General features: G+C 32.7%; 16 protein-coding genes. 11 read left to right on the top strand and 5 right to left on the bottom strand.

Annotated elements, in window-relative coordinates; genetic code table 11:
* The first annotated feature begins 299 nt into the window (after positions 1-299).
* The 5 genes from AAEO59_RS08505 to AAEO59_RS08525 all read left to right on the top strand — a co-directional run bounded on the left by AAEO59_RS08505 (position 300) and on the right by AAEO59_RS08525 (position 6802).
* The gene (locus tag AAEO59_RS08505) at positions 300-2456 is read left to right on the top strand and encodes a gliding motility-associated C-terminal domain-containing protein (RefSeq protein ID WP_341700309.1); all 2157 of its coding nucleotides are present in this window, start codon (positions 300-302) and stop codon (positions 2454-2456) included.
* A gap of 30 nt (positions 2457-2486) precedes the next feature.
* Positions 2487-3422: a PorP/SprF family type IX secretion system membrane protein gene (locus AAEO59_RS08510; RefSeq protein ID WP_341700310.1), complete on the top strand. Its 936-nt coding sequence runs from the start codon at positions 2487-2489 to the stop codon at positions 3420-3422.
* 10 nt (positions 3423-3432) lie between these two features.
* Complete coding sequence (locus AAEO59_RS08515) at positions 3433-5490, top strand: OmpA family protein (RefSeq protein WP_341700311.1); 2058 nt, start codon at positions 3433-3435, stop codon at positions 5488-5490.
* A gap of 117 nt (positions 5491-5607) precedes the next feature.
* Complete coding sequence (locus AAEO59_RS08520) at positions 5608-6060, top strand: DUF5362 family protein (RefSeq protein WP_341700312.1); 453 nt, start codon at positions 5608-5610, stop codon at positions 6058-6060.
* 187 nt (positions 6061-6247) lie between these two features.
* Entirely contained in the window at positions 6248-6802 is a 555-nt protein-coding gene (locus AAEO59_RS08525; RefSeq protein ID WP_341700313.1) for a fasciclin domain-containing protein, read from the top strand.
* A gap of 91 nt (positions 6803-6893) precedes the next feature.
* Here the strand turns inward: AAEO59_RS08525 and pheT are convergent, their stop codons facing one another.
* From pheT to AAEO59_RS08540, 3 genes are all read right to left on the bottom strand, one after another.
* On the bottom strand, positions 6894-9314 hold the full coding sequence (gene pheT, locus AAEO59_RS08530) for a phenylalanine--tRNA ligase subunit beta (protein WP_341700314.1): 2421 nt from the start codon (positions 9312-9314) through the stop codon (positions 6894-6896).
* A 356-nt stretch (positions 9315-9670) separates the two neighbouring features.
* Positions 9671-10606 (bottom strand): DUF2971 domain-containing protein, encoded by a 936-nt coding sequence (locus AAEO59_RS08535; RefSeq protein WP_341700315.1) that lies wholly within the window; start codon positions 10604-10606, stop codon positions 9671-9673.
* Between the two features lie 56 nt (positions 10607-10662).
* Positions 10663-11523 (bottom strand): bestrophin family protein, encoded by an 861-nt coding sequence (locus tag AAEO59_RS08540; protein ID WP_341700316.1) that lies wholly within the window; start codon positions 11521-11523, stop codon positions 10663-10665.
* Positions 11524-11741: 218 nt separating this feature from the next.
* On the opposite strand from AAEO59_RS08540, the gene AAEO59_RS08545 reads away from it, so the two are divergent.
* Both AAEO59_RS08545 and AAEO59_RS08550 read left to right on the top strand, forming a co-directional pair.
* On the top strand, positions 11742-14303 hold the full coding sequence (locus AAEO59_RS08545) for a ligand-binding sensor domain-containing protein (protein WP_341700317.1): 2562 nt from the start codon (positions 11742-11744) through the stop codon (positions 14301-14303).
* Between the two features lie 95 nt (positions 14304-14398).
* Positions 14399-16750, top strand: a complete 2352-nt coding sequence (locus AAEO59_RS08550; protein ID WP_341700318.1) for a glycoside hydrolase family 31 protein — start codon at positions 14399-14401, stop codon at positions 16748-16750.
* A gap of 72 nt (positions 16751-16822) precedes the next feature.
* Here AAEO59_RS08550 and recG read toward each other — a convergent pair whose 3' ends face one another.
* On the bottom strand, positions 16823-18934 hold the full coding sequence (gene recG, locus AAEO59_RS08555) for an ATP-dependent DNA helicase RecG (RefSeq protein WP_341700319.1): 2112 nt from the start codon (positions 18932-18934) through the stop codon (positions 16823-16825).
* Positions 18935-19190: 256 nt separating this feature from the next.
* Between recG and AAEO59_RS08560 the strand changes: the two genes are divergently transcribed.
* Both AAEO59_RS08560 and AAEO59_RS08565 read left to right on the top strand, forming a co-directional pair.
* Positions 19191-19793, top strand: a complete 603-nt coding sequence (locus tag AAEO59_RS08560) for a transcriptional regulator (protein ID WP_341700320.1) — start codon at positions 19191-19193, stop codon at positions 19791-19793.
* Complete coding sequence (locus AAEO59_RS08565) at positions 19790-20500, top strand: DUF3307 domain-containing protein (RefSeq protein ID WP_341700321.1); 711 nt, start codon at positions 19790-19792, stop codon at positions 20498-20500. The genes AAEO59_RS08560 and AAEO59_RS08565 overlap by 4 nt, the downstream gene beginning before the upstream one ends.
* Before the next feature lie 408 nt (positions 20501-20908).
* Here the strand turns inward: AAEO59_RS08565 and AAEO59_RS08570 are convergent, their stop codons facing one another.
* The gene (locus tag AAEO59_RS08570) at positions 20909-21949 is read right to left on the bottom strand and encodes an agmatine deiminase family protein (protein ID WP_341700322.1); all 1041 of its coding nucleotides are present in this window, start codon (positions 21947-21949) and stop codon (positions 20909-20911) included.
* Between the two features lie 325 nt (positions 21950-22274).
* Between AAEO59_RS08570 and AAEO59_RS08575 the strand changes: the two genes are divergently transcribed.
* On the top strand, positions 22275-23087 hold the full coding sequence (locus AAEO59_RS08575; protein WP_341700323.1) for a hypothetical protein: 813 nt from the start codon (positions 22275-22277) through the stop codon (positions 23085-23087).
* A gap of 203 nt (positions 23088-23290) precedes the next feature.
* Positions 23291-24808 (top strand): choice-of-anchor I family protein, encoded by a 1518-nt coding sequence (locus AAEO59_RS08580; RefSeq protein ID WP_341700324.1) that lies wholly within the window; start codon positions 23291-23293, stop codon positions 24806-24808.
* The last annotated feature ends 217 nt before the right edge of the window (positions 24809-25025 follow it).

The raw sequence follows: 25025 nt of genomic DNA on the forward strand, positions 1-25025 counted from the left end.
TTTTTTAGCCGAAACTATATCTTGAAAAATCTCAAAAAGCAAAAATGACCGATAATGGATATCTAAAATCGGTCATTTTCTTTAATTTTTATTCAAAAGATAGATTACTTCTGAATGTGCCTATTTTGTTTATGAATTTTTTTAAAGAGAATTAAATTAGATGTAATTTCATTCATAATGTTTTGTTCTATTGATTAGAACAGTAAATATGTGTTTTTTATCGATATTTTTTGAAATTCTTGATGCTTTATTTCTTACATTAGCTTTAAATTACTTAAGTATCATCTAAAAATATACGTATGGTAGAAAAGCTACTTTTTTTTGTTAAAAATCATTTTGTAAAAGTATCGTTCTTTTTTCTAATTTTTTTTTCTACAAATAGTTATTCGCAATGTGCAGGAACTAATGGCAGTTTGACGATTTGTAATATTCAGGATCCGGCAAATCAAAATATCAATCTTTTTAGTCTTTTGGGAGGTAGTCCTACGACAGGAGGTGCTTGGATCGATAATTCAAAACCAGTTGGTAATAATAGTTTTGATGGTTATGTTAATGCTCAGACTTTACGAAATAGTGGGGTTTATACTTATACCTATGTGCAAAATCCTTCAAGTTGTACTAATAATACCGCTACTGTTACCTTAAAAATTGGTCCATATTCAGGTGTTCCGAGTCCAAATGTTTCTACCTGTGATGATGTAGAGTCGTTTAGTTTATTTCAGGCTTTTGACGGGACAAAATTACAACCGCAACTAAATGGACAATGGACAGCAAACACCAATTCAGCTTCCTTATCAGGTAGCACCATAAAACCTTATGTTTTAGGAGAAGGTACTTATTCATATACCTATACTATTCCAGCATTAGATAATTGCCCGGAACAATCGGCTTCAATTATTGTTTCAATTTTTAGAAAACCAGCTTCAGGTTCACCCTTAGATATACAGGTTTGTAGTACAGTTGATTTAACACAATATAAAAGTATTAACCTAAATGATCGATTAGTAGGAGAAGATGCCGGAGGTTTTTGGTCAGAAGCTTCAGGAACAAATGAATTATCTCAAACATATAACATAATTGATTTAGAACACATCTATCAAACTTTAGGTGCCGGAACTTATAATTTTGTTTATACGGTTACATCCCCAAATCCAATTTGTACAAGTTCACAATCAATAGTTGAAATTATTATTGAAGATCCAATAGATTTTACAGGCTCAACCTTAACGGTGAATTCGGATATTTGCGAAAACCAAATTGCAACGGCCAATTATTCGGCAACAATAACTAAAGGGCCTAATAATGTTCCAAATGGAAGTTACGATGTTTATTATACAATTGATAACGGAACGACTACAAAAAATCTGACTGCTACGGGTAACTTTACTAATGGTACTTTTTCTTTTGTTGTTGACCGAGCTAATTTACCGGCTGTAGGGAGTTATATTTTTACTGTTACCAATATTGTTATTAGGAATTCAACTGGAATTTGCAACAACGTAATTGGGACAATTACTGATGTTTTGACAATTACTCCTTTTCCAAGACTGGATGCTGCTGTTTTAAAAATTGATCCAGTTTGTAGTGGATTTGATGCTGCAGTAGAATTATCTAATGCAACAAATTTGGCTAATGGAAATTATAGAATTGGCTATACTTTATCAGGAGATAATGTAGCCAGTAATCAGATAATGGATATTACTGTAACTAATGGTGTTTCTGAATTTTTTATTCCGGCCAATTTAATTTCTAATGTTGGTACAAATACGGTATTTAAAATTACGGATATCATTAATTTGGCTACCTCTTGTGCCAATACGGCTAATTTATCTAAAGCATTCACTATTAATCTTTCACCGGATACCTCAGGAATTTCATTAAGTATTGTCAATGAATGTTTAGAAGGAGATACTGTAGTGGAAATAGAAGGTTTAGATAACTTGACCGAAGTAACTTTAGATTATTCTTTATCAGGAGCTAATTCAGCTTTGAATCAAACGGCAATAGTTAAAGTTCAAAATGGAAAAGGTAGTTTTGTAATACCAGAAGCACAATTAGTGAGTTCAGGTACGACTAATTTCACTCTTAACTCAGTAAAAGTAAATCAAGGAGGATGTACTGAGGTTGTAGAAGATAACAATGTTGCTTCTTTTACACTTAATAATTGCAACTTTTTTATACCAGATGGTTTTTCTCCAAACGGTGATGGTAAGAATGATGTATTTAGAATTCTTAATATTCAGTTTATTTATCCGGATTTTAACTTAGATATTTATAATCGATATGGAAATGTTCTTTTTCATGGAGATAAAAACAAGTTAGAATGGGATGGTAGCAATTCTGATTACAAAATTGGTATAGATGGTATAGCGCCAAACGGAGTTTATTTTTATGTCCTTAATTTTAATAAAGGGAATAAAAAACCAATTCAAGGAAGTTTGTACCTAAACCGATAGTTGTTTTTATTACTTAAAATTAAATTTCGAATGAAAAAAATAATACTTAGTATCAGTTTTTTATTGTTTATCCTAAATGTCACTGCGCAGCAAGATCCGGAGTATACGCATTATATGTACAATATGAATGTAATCAATCCGGCTTATGCTACAGGAACTCAAGCTATGTTAGACTTAGGAGTTTTATATCGCTCTCAATGGGCTGGTATGGAAGGTGCTCCAAAAACATATAATTTTTTTGGTCACATGCCTTTAAATAAAAAAGTAGAAATGGGCCTTTCTGTAATTACGGATGATATAGGTAATGGAGCTTTGAAAGAAGATAATTTTTATGCCGATTTTGCTTATGTTCTAAACATGACTTCAACAGCTAAATTATCATTAGGATTGAAAGCCGGCTTTAGTTCATTTAAAACTAATTTTAGTGGTTTTCAATTGGAAACCGGAGACGCTTCTACTGATGAGGCTTTTTCTAATAATTCAAATGAAATGTTTCCTAATATTGGAGTAGGAGCCTATTTTTTCACCAATAATTATTATTTAGGATTATCAGCACCTAATTTACTTTCGTCAAAACATATCGAAGAACGTTCCGGGATAAATGCATTAGGATCCGAAAAAATACATATGTTTTTTACAGGAGGTTATGTTTTTAATTTGTCGGATTCCTTTAAGTTGAAACCTGCTTTTATGACAAAGATTGTTGCAGGTTCAGCTGCTTCATTAGACCTTACTGCCAATGTATTGTTTAATGAAAAATTTGAGCTTGGTGCAGCTTATCGTTTTGATGATTCGGTGAGTGCTTTGATGAATATAAAAGTTTCACCTAGCATAAGTATTGGTTATGCATATGATTACACAACGTCTAATTTGGGTCAGTTCAATTCTGGAACTCATGAAGTTTTTATGTTGTTTAATATTGATTTATTAGGTAAAGGGTTTGATAAATCACCAAGATTCTTTTAATATGATGAAAATGAAAAGAATATATTTATTATTAATTGTATTTAGTATACAATTTTCTCAAGCACAATCTCAGGATTTACAAAGAGCTAAACGTTTATTTGATAGAACATATTACAGTGAAGCTATTCCTGTTTACGAATCCATTAGTAATACGAACCGTTCTTTTGAAGTAGTGAAAAATTTAGCTGATTGTTATTATTATACTAATGATTATGCTAATGCACAAAGACAATACCGTTTGTTGATTGCCCGATTTTCGGATAATTTAGATGGAGATTATTATTTTAAATATTCACAAACTTTGAAAGCGTCTGGTAGTTATGAAGAAGCTACTAAAGTAATGCGTGATTATTTTTTGAAGACCAATAATCAATCCGCTATCGAAAAGCTCGAAAAAGACAATGTCGTTTTAGAGAATATTTCGGCGCTTGGAAATCGATTTGAGATTAAAAATATGGCAATTAATAGTCCTAATTCTGAATTTGGAGCCCTTCAGTATGGGGATAAATTAGTTTTTTCGGCAGTTCCAAGAAAGCCTTTTCTATTTGATAAAGTCTATAAATGGAATAATGAAAGTTATTTAGACTTAATGTCGGTTTCAGTTAAAAGTGTAAATATTGATTCTATCAAGAAATTTTCATTTGAATTAAATACTCCTTTACATGAAGCCAATGCTGTTTTTACTAAAAATGGAAAAACGGTGTATTTTACAAGAAACAATTCAGTTGACGGTGTAAGAACCAGAAATCAACAAAAAGTTACGGTTCTTCAGATTTTTAAAGCAGAATTAATTAATGGAAAATGGCATAATATTACAGCTTTACCTTTTAATAGTGATGATTATTCTGTAGAACATCCTGCTTTAAGTCCAGATGAAAAGACTTTGTATTTTGCTTCAGATATGCCTGGTTCATTAGGTTCATTCGATATTTATAGTGTGTCAATTTTAGGAGCCGATTATGGAACTCCTAAAAATCTTGGACCTAAAATTAATACAGATAAAAAAGAACAATTTCCTTTTGTGTCCAAAGATAACAAACTGTATTTTTCTTCAAACGGACATGCAGGTTTTGGTTTGATGGATGTTTTTGTTTCTGAAATTAAAAATAAAGAATTTGCAACGCCGGTAAATATTGGCTTTCCAGTCAATTCAGGATACGATGATTTTTCATTTGTAATCGACTCAGATAAGCAACATGGTTATTTTGCTTCAAACAGAAAAGGAGGAAAAGGTGGTGATGATATTTATGAAATCAATGAAATTCAACCTTTAGTAGTTGAGGACTGCATGCAGTATATTTCAGGAGTTGTAACTGATGTTGATACAAAACTTCCTTTGGCAAATGCAAAAGTGATTTTGAAAGATACGAAAGCAAAAGAAATTGAAAGTGTTTTGACTTCAGCTGAAGGGAAATTTTCTTTCTCTGTTGCTTGTGAAAAAAGCTATACTGTGTACGCTTCAAAAGAGGAATATACTGATGCCTCAAAATTCCTGAAATTATTTAAAGACAGAAAAAAAATCAATGATGCTTCAATGACACTTAAATCTAAAGAAGTAATTAAAAAAGAAGAATTAGCAATTGTTGAACTAAAGAAAAAAGAAGCGGAAATAGCTGTAAAAAAAGCAATTACAGATGCTGAAATTAAGAAAAAAGAGAAAATTGCTACTATTGTTGAAGTTGAAAAAGATATTGTAAAAGACAACGATAGATTATTGATTAAAACGGATCCAATTTATTTTGATTACGATTTATGGTATATTCGTAAAGAGTCAAAACCAATATTGAATCGTGTGATTGAATTGATGAAAAAATATCCTGATATGGTAGTTGAAATCGGTTCGCATACTGATAATCGTGGAAATGCCAAATATAATTTAGATCTTTCTGCTAAAAGAGCTAATTCTACCAGAGAATATTTTATTAGCCAAGGAATTCCTGCGAAGCAAATTTTTGCTAAAGGTTACGGGGAAACGGTTCAGTTAGTTAAGTGTGAGCCTAGTGAATCTTGTAATGAAGAACAACACGAATTAAATCGTAGAAGTGAGTTTGTGATTAAGAATTTATAAAAGTACTTATTAACTTGTAAAAAAAGGTTTTCAAAAATTTTTTTTGAAAACCTTTTTTTGTGTAAAATCTTATGATTTTTTTATATATTTAAAATCTAATTAATTAACTAAAATTTTATGGAAGAAATTACAACATCAGAAAAACCAAATTTACAATTAACAGATGAATCAAAAGCATATTTGAAAGAAATTGCCAAGTGGGCTTATTTTTTAGCAATACTAGGATTTGTAGGAGTAGGGTTTATGGTTATTTTGGCACTATTTATGGGCACTATTTTTTCAAAATTGGGTGTTTTTGGAGCACGATTTGGAATGATGGAAGGCGGATTTATATCTGTTATTTATTTGTTGTTGGCAGTGCTTTATTTTTTTCCTGTTTATTATTTATTCCAATTTGCATCAAAAGCAAAGGCAGCTTTTTCAATTATGAGTAATGAGAAGTTAACAGAATCTTTAGAATACTTAAAATCTCATTATAAATTTATGGGGATTATGGCTATAATTATATTCTCTTTTTATGGAGTTATATTTTTATTCTCAATCATTGGATTTTTGTTTTCAAGTTTTTAAAACATAGCAATTACATATTTATTTAATCCCAATTCTTATAAAAGGATTGGGATTTTTTTGTAAAAAAAGCTGTATTTAAAGTGTTGTTTTTCAGTGAGTATTGATTTTGTTGTGTGTTATTTTGTTTTTTTTAAATCCAAAGTAAATCTATTCTCGTAAATGTCATTATAACCTAAAATAAACATTTATGAAAACTAGAAAATTTTTATCAGTAGCCTTTTTTGCCCTGGCCTTTGGTTTTAGTTCATTTGCACAAAAAACAGTAATGGTGGGAGGAGCACCCATGTATCCTTCGAAAAACATTATTGAAAATGCGGTTAATTCTAAAGATCACACCACATTAGTAGCAGCAGTAAAAGCAGCAGGATTAGTAGAAACATTACAAGGAAAAGGACCGTTCACCGTTTTTGCCCCAACCAATGCAGCCTTTGATAAGCTTCCGAAAGGGACAGTGGAAACCTTGTTGAAACCAGAGAATTTAAAAACACTGCAAACAATTTTGACTTACCATGTGGTTGCAGGAAAAATGAACGCTGCAGATATTGCAAAAGCTATAAAAGCAGGAAAAGGAAAAGCCACATTGAAAACAGTTAGTGGAGGAACACTAACAGCCTGGATGAAAGGAAGTAAATTATATATTACAGATGAAAAAGGTAATATGTCCGAAGTTACTATTGCTGATGTAAACCAGTCTAATGGTGTGATCCATGTAGTCAATTCGGTTTTATTGCCAAAAGCATAGTTGTTTGTAGTTATTATATATTGGTTGAAAATGAAAACCCATCTTGTCTTAAAAAACGAGATGGGTTTTGTCTTATTTGAAATGCTGAGAATTATCTCAAACTAGCTCCAAGTTCAGTTTCAAAATTCTTTTGCAATTTGCTCATAATTTTATCAATTTGAGCATCTGTAAGTGTTTTGGAATCATCCTGAAGGATAAAACTTAAAGCATATGATTTTTTACCTTCCGGTAGGTTTTTACCTTCATATACATCAAAAAGGTTGATGTTTTTTAGTAAACTCTTTTCTGTTTGTCTTGCAATAGCGTAAATACTGTCGTAGTTTACGTTTTGATCGATCAATAGTGCTAAATCTCTTCTAACTTCTGGATATTTAGTGATTTCGCTGTATTTGATTTTATTTGGAATCGATTTTAAAACATTTTCCCAATTAAAATCGGCAAAGAAAACTTCTTGTTTAATTCCGAAGTGTTTTAGAATAGATTTTTTTACTACACCAAATTCAACCAAAACATTATGTCCGGAAACAATTGCAATTCCTTCAGAGAAAACATCTGATTTTACAGGGTTGTTTTGTGTTTTTTGAATTCCTAATCGGGTAAAAATTCCTTCTACATAACCTTTAAATAAAAAGAAATCAGAAGGTTTTTGAGGGTTTGTCCAGTTTTCCTGATTTCTGTTTCCTGTTAAAAATAGCGTAAGATGTTTGTGTTCTTCGTATCCGGAAAGAAATTTATGGTATGATTTTCCGAATTCGAATAATCTTAAATCGGCATTTTTACGGTTGATGTTGTAAACAATAGCTTCTAATCCTGAGAATAATAATGATTGACGCATAGTTGCCAAATCATTACTTAAAGGATTTAACATGCTTACATTGTGTTCTTCTTTTAGTATTTCTGAAAGCTGAACATAAGAAGCCGTAGTTAATGAATTGGCCATCATTTCGTGGAATCCTTGTGAATTCAGTTGATTAGCAACAATATTTTGAACTTTGTAATCTTCGTTTCTGGGAGCGTTGAAAACAGTAGCGTTTAATTTATTCGAAAAATCAATTTTATTGTAACCGTAAACTCTAAGAATTTCTTCAATAACATCAATTTCTCTTTGTACATCTACTCGGTAAGCAGGAATGGTTAATCCTAAACCAGCATCAGAAACGCTATTGATTTTAATATCTAAAGAAGCTAATATTTTCTTGATAGTATCTTTTGGAATTTGTTGTCCAATGATTTTAGTAACCTTATCAAAGTTTACAAATACCGAGAAGTCTTCTACTTTTTTAGTATAAATTTCTACAATCTCAGAAGTGATTTGTCCACCGGCTACTTCCTGGATTAATAAAGCCGCACGTTTTAAAGCATAAGCAGTAATTGAAGGATCAATACCTCTTTCAAATCTGAAGGAAGCATCTGTGCTTAATTGGTGTCTTTTGGCTGTTTTTCGGATACTTACCGGATTGAAATAAGCACTTTCTAAGAAAATAGAAGTAGTGTTGGTGCTCACTCCAGAGTTTTGTCCTCCTAAAACACCTGCAATACATAAAGGTCCTTTGTCATCACAAATCATCAAATCTTCTTCATGCAAGGTTCTTTCAACTTCGTCCAAAGTGACGAATTTTGTTCCTGCTTCAACTGTTTTTACGTGGATTTTACCATTGATTTTTGCTGCATCAAAAGCGTGTAAGGGCTGTCCTAAATCGTGTAAAACATAATTGGTAACATCGACAATATTGTTTTTTGGATTAATTCCAATAGCCTTCAAGCGATCTTGTAACCATGCCGGAGAAGGTTTAACTGCAACTCCCGAAATCGTAACTCCACAGTAGCGAGGTGCTAAAAGTGGTGCTTCGACGTTTACATCAATTTTTAAAGTACGCATGTCCACTCTAAAATTACTTACTGATGGCGTAATTAATTCAACACTCACACCATTTTGAAGTAATCCGGCTCTCAAATCACGTGCTGTACCTAAATGACTCATTGCATCGGCACGGTTTGGCGTTAAGCCTATTTCGAAAACTTCGTCATTTTCAATTTTGAAAACTTTAGCAGCAGGAGTTCCCGGAGCTAAATCATTATCTAAAACCATAATTCCGTCATGACTTTCACCAAGACCTAATTCGTCTTCGGCACAAATCATTCCGTGGCTTTCTTGTCCTCGGATTTTTCCTTTTTTAATAGTAAATGAATTGCCTTCTTTATCATATAAAACAGTTCCAATAGTTGCTACAGGCACTTTTTGTCCTGCTGCGACATTGCTGGCACCACAAACAACTTGTATTGGGGTACCATTTCCTAAATCAACAGTAGTTACTTTTAATTTGTCGGCATCAGGATGTTTTTCGCATGTAAGTACATGGCCAACTACAATACCTTCTAATCCTCCTTTTACAGATTGATATTTTTCAACTACTTCTACTTCAAGACCTAAATCAGTCAGTAAGGCAGATGTTTGTTCTGAATTCCAGTCGGTTTTAATGAATTGTTTTAACCAGTTGTATGATATTTTCATTTGTAAATTTTAATAAGGTTGCAAATATAAACATTGTCAACCGAGCTTCAAAGTTATTAAAGTCACTTTTTCGGATTATTCGTGATGATTTTTAGGAGTAAAGCAATTGGCTTTTTCAGGAAAGTATTCACCTGCCATTCGTTACAAGCTTCAGGGTTTCAAGCTCTTTTTCCAATGTGCTGCAGGAGCTTCCGTTAGTCGCTCTGCATCCCCGGGAAAAAAGCAGCTTTCTTCCCCTAAAGGCTTTCCACTGCTGTCAGGACTAGAAGGGGAGTTTTGTTTGTTTTTGATATCGATTCACAAGATGTTTTTCATAGATTAAAGTTGACTTGTTAGGCTCATTAAATCTTAATAAATTATAAACGAGAATTCTTAAATTGTAATTTATAATCTTTTAAATCAAGTTCTCCATATTTTATTTTAACATGTGAATAATCTTTTAACTTTATTATATTCTCAAGTTTATTTTTTAGAATATTTGTTGCATTAACTCCGATGAAAATATTTTTAATTGCAGATGTAGGGAAATTAAATAAGAAAATTTCTTGTTCATTCACTATGAGTTTCTTGTTTGAATTTTTGAGATTATAAATCAATCTTAGTTCTTGTTCACTTGACCATTTTTGACTTTTATTATATAAAATATTACTGATTATATGTTCAATAAATTCATTTTCTGACCCTTGGAAGCTTATTAGTTCCATGTTGGGTCTCTCAACTGTATATTTTACTTCTCTTAGATATCCCAAAGAATCATTTTTATTTCTTTTTTTATTGAAGAATTCATTCTCAGAGTCAAATTCAATTACAAATCCTTCGTGATTTTGAGCATAATGAGACCACATTGTGATATTGTCATTTGTTTGTGTTAAACTGAGAATCCCAAAATATTTATTCCAACACTCTTTTAATTTTTCAGAGTAATTAATTTTTATCTGTTCAGTATTTGACGAAAACAGTTTTTTAGCCAGATTTTCTGGATGAATTTCAGGAATTAATTCTAATCCGTCTTTTATTGTTATTGTCGAAATTAAATCAATTACTTCTTTTGGAATTTGATCTATATATTCTTTAGGTATATCATTAATTGAGAGTTTTTGATCTCCAATTTCATCTATGATTGGAAAAATAGATTCTTGATATAAAATAGATGATTCTATCTCATTCATTAGTTTTGAAATAAATGGTAAGGATTCAAAAGGATCGTTTAAATATCGAGCTTGAGTAAATCTAATGCTTTTATTTTCAAGTACATCAATTCTATCAGGCGATAAATATTTAAAAATTTTCATATTCACTCTATATAAAATGCTATGATTATATGTTTTAATTACTGTTTTTAAAAAAACTACATCAACTCCTCTACATGTTTCTTAATGTTTTCGGCAATTTTAGTAGTTGGTAAATCATTGTCGTCATGTCCAAAAGGTTCTTCGATTTCTTCGGCAATTAATTCTAAACTGGCCAAAACATAAAAGATGAAAACCACTACAGGAATTACAAAATAGCCTAAATTGAACACATAGCCAAAAGGAAGTGTCATCACGTAAAAAAATATGAATTTCTTTAGAAAAACACTGTAAGAATAAGGGATTGGTGTGTTTTTAATACGTTCACAAGCTCCACAAATATCGGTTAAAGACTGGATTTCACTATTCAAAATTATCAATTGATCTCCGGTGATTTTGTTTTGTTTATAAAGTTCGTTGATTTTTATAAAAAGCAACTTTGCGACCTGATTAGGACGGTGTGTATGTGTTTCATGAAGAACGATATCTTCGGCGAGTTGTTTACTTGTTTCTTCATCTTTAAGGTGTTTGTTTAAAATAGAAGCATAAACAGGGATGATTTTTCGAAAAAAAGCTCTGTCTTTTTCGTCTTCAATAATGGCATTTAATTTTAAAGCCAAATTGCGGCTATTGTTTACCAAAGCCCCCCACATTTTACGGCCTTCCCACCAGCGATCGTAAGCGGTATTGGTTCTGAAAACTAATAATAACGAAATCACAAATCCCAGCATTCCATGCATCATCGAAATGTTTTTTACATGGCTGTCATCGGGTAAGTCCCAATATTCGAGTTCGAGATAGGCTACTGCAGCCGAATAAATCCCGATGAGTACAATTAATGGAAATAATTTTCTAAAAGTATCGGCTTTGTGAAAGCGAAAAATAAATGTAATCCAGTCTTTTGGGTCGTATGAAATCATGAATCAAAATTTGAAGTAAATTTAATTTTTAATTTGAAATCTTTATTAACTCTTTTAAAAAAGAAACCTCAAAATCATACTTTTTTGCTTTAAATATACTTTCAATTTTTGATGTATATTTTCTGTTTAGAGAATTTGTGTTTTAAGTTGTATTAGCTTTATTTCGTAATCGATAATTTATTGTTTTAAATAAAAATATTATATCCTTAAACTACAAAATGAATCAGATAACCAGAATATTTATACTTTTTATTTTTTGCTTGTCTAGTGTTTATGCTCAGTCTGATAATTTTGTTTTTTCGTCAATTAATGTTTTACAAGGATTGAGCGATAATCAGGTGCGTTATATTCTTCAGCTTCCAGATGGAAGAATGGTTTTTAAGACAAGTGGAAATATTAATATTTATGATGGAGCACGTTTTAAGTATATCCATCAAACCTCTCAGGATATTTACTCATTAAATGTTTACGATGGTTTTTATCGAATTTATCAAGGCAAAGAAGATTTACTTTGGATAAAAGACCATCATAAATTAATGTGTGTGGATCTTCGAACCGAAAAATATGTATCCAACTTAAATACTTATTTTAAGAAAAGAGGATTTAAAAACGCTATTGAAGATCTTTTTATGGATTCCAGTCTGAATTTATGGTTTTTTACAGAAGGAAAACTATACAGAGAAGATTATTCTACAATAATCGACCTATCGAATAATCACGGAAGTTTACAGGATGTATCAAGTTGCAATAACAAGTTATACCTTTTCTATAATACAGGTGAAGTAATTTGTTATGATTTGAAAACAAAAAATAGACTTTACAGTATTGCTGCCTATCAAGCAAAAGAACAAGAGATTTATAGAAATACCTCACTCGTAGTGAAAGGAAATAACGGTTTTTATCAATTGCGTAATGGGAGTAAAGGCGGTTTTTTCTTTTTTGATGTACACAAAAAAAGCTGGAAAAAAATACTGGAAACCAATTATTCATTGAATACTTTATTTGTAAATTCTGATGATAAAGCATACATAAGTTGTACCAAGGGTTTTTGGATAATCAATTGTAAAAATGGTGAAAAACGCTATTTACCCACATTAAAAAAAGTAGGTGGAAGTATTTTAAATACCGAAATAAGTACTCTTTTTTATGATAAACAAGGCGGTTTATGGCTGGGAACTCTAAATCAGGGATTATTGTATAATCATCCTTCCCGATATAAATTTACATACATAGGTCGGTCTTATTTTTCTGAACCACATATAAAAGATGTAATTGTTCAGGCATTTGCAGAAGATAAAAACGGAAATATTTATGTAAAATCCCAATCGGCAATATATCTTTATTCAGATGCTTTGAAAAGTGATAAACTGACTGTTATACCTTCTAAGTCAGTACCAAGGGAAGTAATGGGAAAACTAAATAAAACGAATAATAAGACCATCTCGATTACAGATATTCGAGGCTGGATATGGACAGGAACACAAGACGGATTAAAGCTTTTTGAACCTAAAAAACGAAAAAAACGTATTTTTTATACTCAGGATGGTTTGTCTAATAATTTTGTTCATGCCATATTAGAAGATCGAAACAAAAATATCTGGATCACCAGCAGTTACGGAATTACGAAACTGCAGGTAGATGCTGTGACCGAAAAAATTCACTTTACCAATTTTACTTCAGACGAAGGAACATTAGAAGGAGAATATTCAGATGGAGCAGCATTTGAAGCTGCTGATGGAACGCTTTATTTTGGGGGTATTAATGGCTTTAGTATTTTGAAATCCAATAATATGATTTCAGAAAAATTACCTTTTAAAGCTGTTTTTACGAATTTGTTTCTACGTGGAGTAAAGGTAGAATCAGGAAAAAAGTATGACGATCGTCTTATCATGCCGCAATCAGCTGCGTATACTAAGAATATCGAATTTTCTTATGATCAGAACTTTTTAACTTTTGAATTTTCGGCAATCAATTATAAAAATCCATCCCAAACGTATTTTCGATATCAACTGGAAGGTATTGATAATGATTGGCGAGAAACTACTGTGGGACAAAATGAAAATTCGAATACTATTTTGAAGATTTCCTACACCAATCTTCCGCATGGAAAATACAAACTTAAGGTTATGACTTCGAATGATAATCAGAAATGGAACGGTTCAATATCCGAATTACAGATTACGATCCATGCACCTTGGTGGAAAACTCCTATTGCTTACATTGCATTTTTTATACTTTTTATAGTTTTAGTTGGCTCAGCAATTTATACTTATACTTTTTATAGCCGAAAAAAACTGGAACGCAATCATAGAGAAGAAATTTTGCTAATTCGGATTAAAAATCTAATTGAACAACGCGACTTTCTTCAATCAGAAAAAGAGAGTTATTTGACTCAAAATAGTATTCATCAAACATCGTCTGTAAATACAATTAATGAAAACCATGCTGATAATGCATTTTTGACAAAAGCTTTAGAAATGGTAGAAAAAAATCTGGATGTTTCAGACTATTCTGTGGAGCAATTGAGTCGTGACCTTTGTATGGACCGAACAGGTTTGTATCGAAAATTAATTGCTTTATTAGATAAATCGCCTTCGTTGTTTATTCGTAATATTCGTTTGCAAAAAGCCGCTGCTTTGCTTCTTGAAGGAGAATTGAGTATTACTGAAATTACAGAGAAAGTAGGTTTTAATAGTTCCAGTTATTTTAGTAAATGCTTTCAGGAAATGTATGGTTGTCGTCCTTCGGAATATGCCGAAAAGACTAAGAAATCAACCTGATTGTTATTTATTTCAACCTGATTGTTATCGGTTTTTATTTCTTAAAAATACTTTTGTTACTACCTAAAAAGAAATTATAAATTTAATTAGTAACCATGAAATTTTTAAAACAAATCTATTTGCTGGTTGCCTTAGTAAGTACTTTGGTAGCTACAAAAATGAGTGCTCAAAGTTTTGAGCCAACAAAACAAGGATTACAATTTTCGGCTCAAGACTTAGACATTAAAATCGAGTTCTATTCGAATAATATTGTAAGAGTATACAAAACTCCAAAAGGTGTTTCATATGATAAAAAAAGCTTATCTGTTGTAAAGTCACCGGAAAAAACGGTGGTAAATTTTGAGCAAAAAGGGAATAATAAGCTGTTAAAAAGTAGTTCGATACAAGTTGAAGTTAATCCTGTAACCGGTGGAATTTCGTTTTATGATGCATCGGGAAAATTGTTGCTTAAAGACAAAGATTACGGTACACAATTTTCGGCTATTGATGATGGAGGAACGCCGTCTTTTAAAGTAAGAGAAGGATTTTTATTGGATAAAAATGAAGCGGTTTACGGTGTTGGGCAAATTATGGATAATAAATTCAATCGCCGAAATTCGTCCCATCATATGCAAAACGAAAATATGTCTACTTACTCACCTTATTTTATGTCGGTAAAAGGATATGGTGTTTTTTGGGATAACAATTCGATTTCTGATTATAATGATAATCCGCAGGAACTTTCTTTTAGCGGCATAGGTCATTGTGCCGATTATTACTTTATGTACGGTAAAAATGCCGATGGTGTTATTGCTCAAGTTCGTGATTTAACGGGTAAAGCACCAATGCTTCCGTTGTGGGCTTATGGTTTTTTTCAAAGTAAAGAGCGTTATCATACTCAAGACGAGAGCTTAGATGTTTTAAAAAAGTATCGAAAGTTACAAGTACCTATTGACGTAATTATTCAGGATTGGCGCTATTGGCCGGAATATCAAAAGAGTGATAGCTTATGGAATTCGCAAAGTTTTGACAAAGAACGTTTTCCGGATCCTAAAAAATGGGTGAATGAAATCCATAAATTGAATGCAAAATTGTTAATCGTTACCTGGCCTGGATTTGGTCCAAAAACAGATCAGCGTAAAGAATTTGACAGTAAAAACATGATTATCAATTTTGATAGCTGGCCACCAAAAAGCGGAGCAAGACCTTATGATGTCTTTAATCCGGAAGCGTTGAATATTTACTGGCGTTATCTAAACAAAGGAATATTCAGTTATATTGGGAATGACGGCTGGTGGCTGGATTCTACAGAACCGGATCATATCAATGTAAAAGAATCTGATTTTTTACTTCCAACACATTTAGGTACGTATCGAAGCGTTAAAAATGGATTTAGTTTAATGCACAACAAAGGAATTGCAACAAACCAGCGTTTAACTAGTACTGATAAACGTGTAGTGATACTTACCCGCTCCGGATTTTTAGGACAACAATTATATGGTTCCAATACTTGGAGTGGGGATGTGCAGTCTACTTGGGAAATGCTGGAAAAACAAATTCCAGCTGCATTGAATTATACCTTGATGGGAATACCTAATTGGAATAGTGATATTGGAGGTTTTTTTGCAGGACGCTGGAAGAAGGATGGAGGGAATATGAGTCCGGAATTTCAGGAACTATATGTTCGTTGGATGCAATTTGGTGCATTCACACCTATGATGCGTTCCCATGGAACCGATCTTCCTCGTGAAATATGGAATTTTGGTGATCGCGGTACCTGGTGTTTTGATGCCCAGGAAAAAATAATCAATTTACGTTATAAATTATTACCTTATATCTACAGTACGTCTTGGGAAGTAAGTAACTATAACGGAACATTCATGCGTCCGTTAGTTATGGATTTTGCAGCCGATACAAAAACACATGAAATAGGTAATGAGTATCTATTTGGTCGTTCTTTTCTTGTAGCACCAGTAACCAAATATAAAGCGAAAATCTGGCCAGTTTATTTGCCACAAGGAAGTGACTGGTATAATTTCTGGACAAATGAATATTACAAAGGAGGGCAAACTGTCACAACCGATACACCGGTAGATATTCTTCCGCTTTATGTGAAATCGGGTTCTATTGTTCCTTTTGGACCAAAAGTGCAATACGCAACCGAAAAGAAATGGGATAATCTGGAAATTCGTGTTTATCCGGGTGCAAATGGTGAATTTTTATTATACGAAGATGAAAATGATAACTACAATTATGAAAAAGGAGTGTATTCAACCATCAAATTCAAGTGGAATGATTTAGAAAAAACACTTACTATTGAGGATAGAAAAGGTAATTTCTCAGGAATGATCAAATCACGTAAGTTTAGAATTATTTTGGTTAAACCAAATCAAACCATCGCAGATAATTCAACTGAAATAACTAAGAGTGTTTTTTATAATGGAAAGCAAACACATGTAAAATTATAGGTCTCAATATGGTTTTTAGTGACAACCTCTGTTTTAGATTTTAAACAGAGGTTTTTTTATAATTATAGGTTTCTAACTTATGTAATTCCAAATATTTTTCTTCTTCGTCAATTCCATATAGACTGCTCTTAATACTGCATGTTCGGGTTTTTGTAATCCCATATCCGAATTTACAATTTGCATAGCATGGGCTCTGGCAAGCGATAATATTTCACGGTCTTTGACGATATCAGCAATTTGAAGGTTAAGTACACCGCTTTGTTGAGTTCCCATGAGGTTTCCTGGGCCTCGGAGTTTTAGATCCACTTCGGCAATTTCAAATCCGTCATTGGTACGAACCATTGTTTCCATTCGGGTTTTACTGTCAGAACTCAATTTGTGATCTGTAATTAGGATACAATAACTTTGTTCGGCACCACGTCCTACACGTCCTCTTAATTGATGTAATTGGGAAAGACCAAATCGCTCCGCACTTTCGATAATCATTACAGATGCATTAGTTACGTTTACACCAACTTCGATAACAGTGGTAGCCACCATTATGTTCGTTTTTCCTTCGGCAAAGCGTTTCATTTCGGCATCTTTATCGGCAGGTTTCATTTTGCCATGAACGATAGAGATAGCATATTGGGGCAACGGAAAATCACGTGAAATGCTTTCGTAACCATCCATCAAATCCTTGTAATCCATTTTTTCCGATTCCTGAATCAAAGGATAAACAATGTAGATTTGGCGACCTAAGGCAATTTCGTCCCGAATGAATTTCCAAATTTTCAAACGATTACTATCATATCGATGTACGGTTTGGATAGGTTTTCTTCCGGGCGGTAATTCATCAATGACAGAAATATCCAAATCGCCGTACAAACTCATTGCCAGCGTACGTGGAATAGGAGTGGCAGTCATCACCAGAATATGTGGCGGAATATGGTTTTTTTTCCACAATTTAGAACGTTGTTCTACGCCAAAACGATGCTGCTCGTCAATGATAGCTAAACCGATATTTTCGAATTTCACCTTGTCTTCCAATAAGGCATGTGTGCCAATTAGAATTTGTAACGAACCATTTTCGAGTTCTTCGTGGATGATTTTTCTTTCTGAAGTTTTAGTTGAACCTGTTAGTATCTTTATTTTTATATTCAGCTTGTTAGCTAATTCTGAAAGACCAATAAAATGTTGGTTAGCTAAAATTTCTGTAGGTGCCATCAAGCAAGCTTGGAAACCATTGTCAATAGCTAGTAACATGCTCATAAAAGCCACTATGGTTTTCCCGGAACCCACATCTCCCTGCAACAAACGATTCATTTGAGCGTTACTGCCCATATCGGTTCGGATTTCTTTGATTACTCTTTTTTGAGCATTGGTCAAGTCAAATGGCAGGTGATTTTGGTAGAAATCATTAAAATAGCATCCCACTTTTGTAAATGGATGCCCTTGGATTTTATGCTTCTGAATCAAATTTTTCATAATCAGTTGCAGCTGAATGAAAAATAATTCTTCAAATTTTAATCGGAATTGCGCTTTTGCTAAGGCCTCCGAACTTTTTGGAAAATGGATGTTGAACAGTGCAGCATTTTTTGGAATTAACTTTAAGTTTTGAATTAGATAATCAGGTAAAGTTTCTGAAAACAAGGCTTGTGTTTCAATAAATAACTGTTCCATCATTTTATTAACAACCCTGTTGGAAATCCCTCTGTTAGTCAAAGTTTCAGTTGAAGGATATACTGCCTGCATCGCCGAGCGCAAACTTTTTTCGTGTTCGCTCCACAATTCAATTTCTGGATGTGCCATGTTATAGACGCCGTTAAAAGAATTGCATTTGCCAAAAATCACCAGCATTTCATTAATCTTCAGCGATTCGCGAATCCATTTGTGTCCCTGAAACCAAACCAATTCCATCTGACCTGTATCGTCTACAAAAGTAGCTACTAAGCGTTTTCTACCTTTGGCAAATTCAACGGTTTTGATATTGATGATTTTCCCGATAATTTGAACCTCCGCAATGTTATTTTGTAATTGGTTAATTTTATAATATCGGGTGCGGTCAATGTAGCGATTTGGGTATAAATTCAGTAAGTCTGCATATTTGTGAATCCCTAATTCCTTACGAAGTAATTCGCCCCTGCTGGGACCAACACCTTTTAAATATTCGATAGGAGTGAGTAGGAGATTATTTGAAGACATTTAGAATTTTAGATTTTACCCTTCGACAAGCTCAGGGTGACAATGAAAAAATGACAAAAGGATTAATCTTTAAATTTCAAAAAACGAAGATAGTTTATAATTGGGAATTTTGAAAATGGGATTTTTAGAAAGGATTGAGGAGTTTTTAGTATCGTTTATAAAAGCGATAATTTGAAATATCGTTGTTTTTGCCGATAATTTAAATTATCGATTTATTCAGCGATATTTTTTGTATCTTGCATTAAAATCATAAAAAATGAAAGCAGTTATTACAGGAGACGTTATGGGGTCCAGGAAACTAGCATCGACAATTTGGTTACCGGAACTAAAAGTCGTCTTAAGTCATTATGGAAGCGAACCTAAAGATTGGGAAATTTATCGGGGAGATAGTTTTCAGTTGCTTGTTCCTGCCGAAGAGGCACTCGAAATTGCTTTGTGTATAAAAGCGACGATTAAGCAATTTAAAGAAATAGATGTTCGAATGGCAATAGGAGTGGGGGTAGTAGATTATCAGGCGGAGAAAATAACGGAATCCAATGGCGAGGCATTCATCAATTCGGGTGAATGTTTTGAAGATTTAAAAAAACAAACCTTAGGGCTTAAAACGCCTTGGGAACCAATGAACGCAACTTTTGCGGTTGTCTTTCCGTTTATGTTGATAATTGCCGATAACTGGACCAGTACTTCAGCGGAAATTTTGAAAAAAGCACTTGAAAATCCTGCGTTTAACCAAAGTCAATTAGCGGAATCCCTGAACAGAAAAAGTCAAAGTTCTATTAGTTCGTCACTAAAAAGAGCGGCTTATGAAGAGCTGAAAAACATGATTTCATTTTATAAGCAACAAATTCAAAAACAATGACAGTATTATTTTTAAGTTTGATTTTGGCACATTTTGTTGGCGATTTTTTGTTGCAGCCTTCCAGTTGGGTTAGGGATAAACAACGAAAAAAAGGTAAATCAAAATATTTGTATTACCATATTGGAGTGCATCTGGGTTTGCTTTTAATTGCTACCCAATTCAATAAAGAATATTTGTTAGGCGTGCTTTTTTTGGCTTGGAGTCATTTGATAATTGACGTTGCTAAATTGTATTTTGAGAAAAAGAAAACGGAAAAATTATGGTTTTTTGTAGATCAAGTACTGCATTTATTGATGATTGCAATAGTGGTATATTGTTATTTTCCATACGAAATTCCCGTAGAGAAATTGTATGCTCAACAAAGTCTGGCTTTGCTTACTTCATTAGTTTTGGTGACTTATGTAAGTGCGATTGTGTTGAAAGTAGTATTGTCGAAATGGAGTGCCCAAATTGCGAAAAGTGATGCCGGAAAAACAAATAATGCCGGGAAATACATCGGGATTTTGGAGCGATTGTTTATCTTCTTTTTTGTTGTAATCAATTTTTGGGAAGGAATAGGATTTTTGCTGGCAGCTAAATCCATTTTTAGATTCGGAGATTTAAAAGAATCCAAAGATGTTCGACTTACCGAATATATCCTGATAGGAACTTTGTTGAGTTTTGGATTCGGTATTTTATGTGCGATGCTGTATCGATGCTTTATTTAACCGCAAAGTTTTTAAGTTTTTCCGCGAAGGTTCTCTGAGTAAACACAAAGATTCGCAAAATTTTTTTATAATATGTGTTAATCAATGGCTAAATGTTTTTCACCATATAAGTCATATAAATTTTATACTTTCTGAAAAGATAAGAAGCTCAGATAAGTTATTTTTATAAATGAAAATATTTATAAAATCTGTGTTAATCTGTGGTGAAAAAAATAACCGCAAAGTTTTGAAAGTTCTTAGCAAAGTTTACAAAGAAAAGTAATGTATTGAATTTGCTTGTAAAATTATAGCACCCAGATTCAGCAGATTTTAGCAGATTAAAAATAGTAAAGCTTCGCATAATCTTTAAAAAATACTTTGCGAAGCGTTGCTTATACTTTTTCTCTTTGCTGTAAGAAAAATTTAATCTTATTCTGGAATTTGCTGACTCAAACAGTGTAATGTTCCGAATCCCCAAATCAAATCAATCGCACTAATGCCAATGATTTCTCTGTCAGGGAAACACTCTGCTAAGATATTTAAAGCTTTGCGGTCATTTACATCGTTGAATGTAGGTACTAAAACACAGTTGTTTAAAATCAGGAAGTTTGCATAACTTGCAGGTAAACGTAAATCTTCAAAATCCAAACGTTTTGGCATTGGTAAAGTAACGATTACAGGCGATTTTCCGTTTTCTAATTTTGCATTTTGCAAACGTTTCAAATTGTCTTGCAAAGGCTCGTAATTGGCATCTGTTTTATCTGTTTCTACAATGGTAACAATGGTGTCTTCGTTGATAAAACGGGCCAAATCATCAATATGACCATGAGTATCGTCACCCTGAATTCCGTCTCCTAACCAAATCACATTGGTTACACCTAAATATTCTTTAAAAACAGCTTCGTAATCTTCTTTAGTAAATCCGGTGTTACGGACCTGAATACTTGGGTGCATCAGGCATTCTTCGGAAGTTAAAAGCGTACCACGACCATTTACATCGATAGCACCACCTTCAACAATGACAGGCTTTCCTTTGTAGGTTACCTGAGTTAAAGGCATTTGTAAAGCATCAGCAACTGTTTTAGGAACATGCTTGTCTAACTGATAGTTTTTATATTTTGCCCAGCCGTTAAAATTGAAATTCAAGGCTTCTCTTTTACCATCTTTATAAACAACAATAGGGCCTGAATCACGCATCCAGCTACGGTTTGTTTTTTGTTGGATAAAAGTAATCTTATCTAAATCAACTCTGGCACGATCCAGCATATCCGTTACTTTGGCTTGCAATTTTTCGTCAATTACAACTAGAAATACTTTTTCGTAAGTAGCCACTTTTTTAATGAACTCCACAAAAGCCCATTGAATGGCTTCGTATTTTCCCGGCCAATCATTTCCGTTATGCGGAAAACAAAGTAAAATTCCCTCTTGTTTTTCCCATTCAGCAGGAAAACGTCTTGTAGTAGTTGTCATAAAAAAAGGCTTATTATTTTAAGACCGCAAATATAAGCATTCGTAAGGATTTTAAAAATGGAGCTGTGAAAAGAATAACATTGTGTTCTTTTGTTTTCGCCATTAAGGTGTTAAGGAAAATTAAGAAATAGTATTATTTGGTTTGATATTTATCTCGGCTTTTGGAGAAAGTTTGAGATGAGGCTTAGTTGTTTTAAGTATCTAAAGTTTCTGGAAAACTAAGACTAAGAAATTGTATTTGTAGGAAAAATATTTTTTATAAGACTATTTGTGAAAGAAACTTATTTATATTTGAAAATGTTTTAATCTAAAATTTTATTCCAAAATGAAAGCATTCCGTTTAATTCTCTTTCTGCTTGTATTGAATCTACCTTTGTCTTTTCTGGCGCAGAATTATTCTTTAAAAGATTTTACTGCTTGTGAAATACCAAAAATGGATAGCAAAGAATGGTATGAATTTAATCATGCATCAGATAAAGAGTTTGTTTTTACTTTGAATAATGGAAAAATTAAAGTAGAAAAATACAAATACAGTCCTAATGTGATTTTAGATATTCCTATTGGAAAATTGATAGGAATTAATAAAGGTGAGTTTGGAGGAGGTCTGTATTTTAAACCTAAAGATTCTACTCAACAATTTTTTGTTAATGGAAAAAACATAAATGAAATTCGTCCCCGATTTTTTGGAGGTTTAATGATGTTAGATAAAGATCCATTAAGTAAAATGCTAAAAGATTCTAAGCTTATCCAAAGTGGAAATACCAGTTTTGTTTTTAAATTTAATGATTCTATTTGCTTTATGGGAGGAGTTGCGCATATGGGAACTAATTATGGTAGTCTCTTCAAACTTAGAAGTATTCAGAATTCATTTTCAATATCAAAAGGAATAAAACTAGGAGATTTACCTTCTGCAATGAATATTTATAAAGGTGTTTTATATATAGCTGGTCATAAAGGGTTTTATGCAATTGATAAAGATTGGAAAGTAACAACTATTTTTGATAATTTATTTTGGGACGGTTTGTATCCAACTTCTGTAGTTGTTCTTGATAGGAAAAATGTATTTGTTACAATTAGAGGTGGTTATGTGAAAATTAATCTTGAAAATAAAAAAATGACTTTGTATAAAGCGAAATGATTATGTGACAATTTTTAAAATATATAAGAGGAATCCAAATCCTCTTTTTTTAAGCCTGGATTTTCAGGACGCTTAATCTTGATTGTTTTTTCAAAACTATTCCCTAACATTTGTGTGTGTCTTATTAAAAATTTGATAATCCTGGCTTAATCTAAAAGTTTCATCAGGCCGTTACTTTTGCCAAAACTATCAAAAAGAAAAACATGAAAAATTTTGGAATTGCATTAGTAACAGCCTTATTTATTTTTTGCAGCTGTGAGAATGACAAAGGAAATGACAATAATGAAAACGAAGTAAGCGAAAATGTATCTAGCTTTAAAGAAGTTGGTACAATAACAATTGGAGGTGAAGCAGCTGCCGAAATTAGTGCTTACGATGAAACTACGAAAAGACTTTTTACGGTTAACAATAGTGGAACGAATCAAGTTGATGTTATTGATTTGTCTAATCCAATGAGTCCGGTTAAAATTGGAGCCATCAGTTTAACTACTTATAGTGGTGCTGCAAATAGTGTTTCAGTTTATGGCGGTAAATTGGCAGTAGCAGTTGAATCAACTGTTAGCAAACAAAACTATGGAAAAGTATTGGTTTTTAATACCGCTGATTTGAGTTTGATCAAAGAAATTACCGTAGGTGCTTTGCCTGATATGGTTACTTTTTCTCCAGATGGAAAATATATAATGAGTGCCAATGAAGGTGAACCGAATGCTGATTATACAGTTGATCCTGAAGGTACGGTTTCAATTATCGAAGTAAATAAAGATTATGCAGTAACAACTTTGAACTTTGCAGGATTTGAAAGTCAGTTAACAACTTTAAGAACTAAAGGTTTCAGAGTTTCTAAAACTGCAGTTAGTTTTGCTGCTGATATCGAACCTGAATACATTACTATCTCTGCCGATTCTAAGACGGCTTGGGTTACTTTACAGGAAAATAACGGAGTGGCTAAGGTTGATTTGGCGTCCAAAAAAATCACTTCTCTTTTCGGATTGGGATATAAAGATTTCAATTTGGCAGAAAACGCGATTGACATTAGTGATAAAGACGGTGCTATTGCTTTTAACCCATGGAAAGTAAAAGGAATGTATATGCCGGATGCGATTGCTAGTTATTCAGTAAACGGAACAGATTATTTTATTACTGCCAATGAAGGTGATGCCAGAGAATATGGCAGTTATAAAGATGTGGAAAGATTGAAAAACTTAAACCTAGATGCTACAATTTTTCCAAATGCTTCGGCTTTGAAAGCTGATGCTTCTATGGGGCGTTTGAATTTAATCTCGACAGAAGGAGATACGGATACAGATGGTGATTTAGATGAATTAATCAGTTTTGGTGCACGTTCATTCACAATTTGGAATGGAAGTACTGGAAGTTTAGTTTACGATAGTAAAAATGATTTAGACAAACGTTCTAATGATTTAGGTACTTATGATGATGCTCGTAGTGATGATAAAGGTTCAGAACCAGAAGCTGTAGTTGTGGCTAAAATGGGTAAAAAGCAAATTTTATTCGTTGGTTTAGAAAGAACAGATACTGTTATTGTTTATGATATCACTAATCCGGCTGTTCCTCAGTATTTACAAAGTATTAAAACGGGTGATGCGCCTGAAGGTTTATTGTTTATCCCTGCTTCTAAAAGTCCTAACAATAGAAGTTTGTTAGTGGTAAGCAGCGAAGGAGATGGAAAAGTGAAATTCTTCCAACCTGATTTGTTGTAATACTATTTAACCGCAAAGTTTTGAAAGATTTCGCAAAGAGCACAAAATAATCTGTTGCAAAATTTTAACCACAAAGGGCACAAAGTTTTTCGCTAAGCTCTCAAAGTTATAAAAAAAATAAATTTGTATTAATTAGAGAGTAATTTGCGGTTGAAATAAGAATAAAAAAAATGGACTAAGGCAAACGCTTTAGTCCATTTTGTATTTGTAAAAGAAA

The sequence above is a fragment of the Flavobacterium flavipallidum genome (assembly GCF_038289905.1).
GTDB lineage: Bacteria > Bacteroidota > Bacteroidia > Flavobacteriales > Flavobacteriaceae > Flavobacterium > Flavobacterium flavipallidum.

Excerpts from the sequence above, each read along its gene's own strand:
- AAEO59_RS08505 (WP_341700309.1), top strand. The coding sequence starts at position 300 with ATGGTAGAAAAGCTACTTTTTTTTGTTAAAAATCATTTTGTAAAAGTA.
- AAEO59_RS08510 (WP_341700310.1), top strand. The coding sequence starts at position 2,487 with ATGAAAAAAATAATACTTAGTATCAGTTTTTTATTGTTTATCCTAAAT.
- AAEO59_RS08515 (WP_341700311.1), top strand. The coding sequence starts at position 3,433 with ATGAAAAGAATATATTTATTATTAATTGTATTTAGTATACAATTTTCT.
- AAEO59_RS08520 (WP_341700312.1), top strand. The coding sequence starts at position 5,608 with ATGGAAGAAATTACAACATCAGAAAAACCAAATTTACAATTAACAGAT.
- AAEO59_RS08525 (WP_341700313.1), top strand. The coding sequence starts at position 6,248 with ATGAAAACTAGAAAATTTTTATCAGTAGCCTTTTTTGCCCTGGCCTTT.
- pheT (WP_341700314.1), bottom strand. The coding sequence starts at position 9,314 with ATGAAAATATCATACAACTGGTTAAAACAATTCATTAAAACCGACTGG.
- AAEO59_RS08535 (WP_341700315.1), bottom strand. The coding sequence starts at position 10,606 with ATGAAAATTTTTAAATATTTATCGCCTGATAGAATTGATGTACTTGAA.
- AAEO59_RS08540 (WP_341700316.1), bottom strand. The coding sequence starts at position 11,523 with ATGATTTCATACGACCCAAAAGACTGGATTACATTTATTTTTCGCTTT.
- AAEO59_RS08545 (WP_341700317.1), top strand. The coding sequence starts at position 11,742 with ATGAATCAGATAACCAGAATATTTATACTTTTTATTTTTTGCTTGTCT.
- AAEO59_RS08550 (WP_341700318.1), top strand. The coding sequence starts at position 14,399 with ATGAAATTTTTAAAACAAATCTATTTGCTGGTTGCCTTAGTAAGTACT.
- recG (WP_341700319.1), bottom strand. The coding sequence starts at position 18,934 with ATGTCTTCAAATAATCTCCTACTCACTCCTATCGAATATTTAAAAGGT.
- AAEO59_RS08560 (WP_341700320.1), top strand. The coding sequence starts at position 19,191 with ATGAAAGCAGTTATTACAGGAGACGTTATGGGGTCCAGGAAACTAGCA.
- AAEO59_RS08565 (WP_341700321.1), top strand. The coding sequence starts at position 19,790 with ATGACAGTATTATTTTTAAGTTTGATTTTGGCACATTTTGTTGGCGAT.
- AAEO59_RS08570 (WP_341700322.1), bottom strand. The coding sequence starts at position 21,949 with ATGACAACTACTACAAGACGTTTTCCTGCTGAATGGGAAAAACAAGAG.
- AAEO59_RS08575 (WP_341700323.1), top strand. The coding sequence starts at position 22,275 with ATGAAAGCATTCCGTTTAATTCTCTTTCTGCTTGTATTGAATCTACCT.
- AAEO59_RS08580 (WP_341700324.1), top strand. The coding sequence starts at position 23,291 with ATGAAAAATTTTGGAATTGCATTAGTAACAGCCTTATTTATTTTTTGC.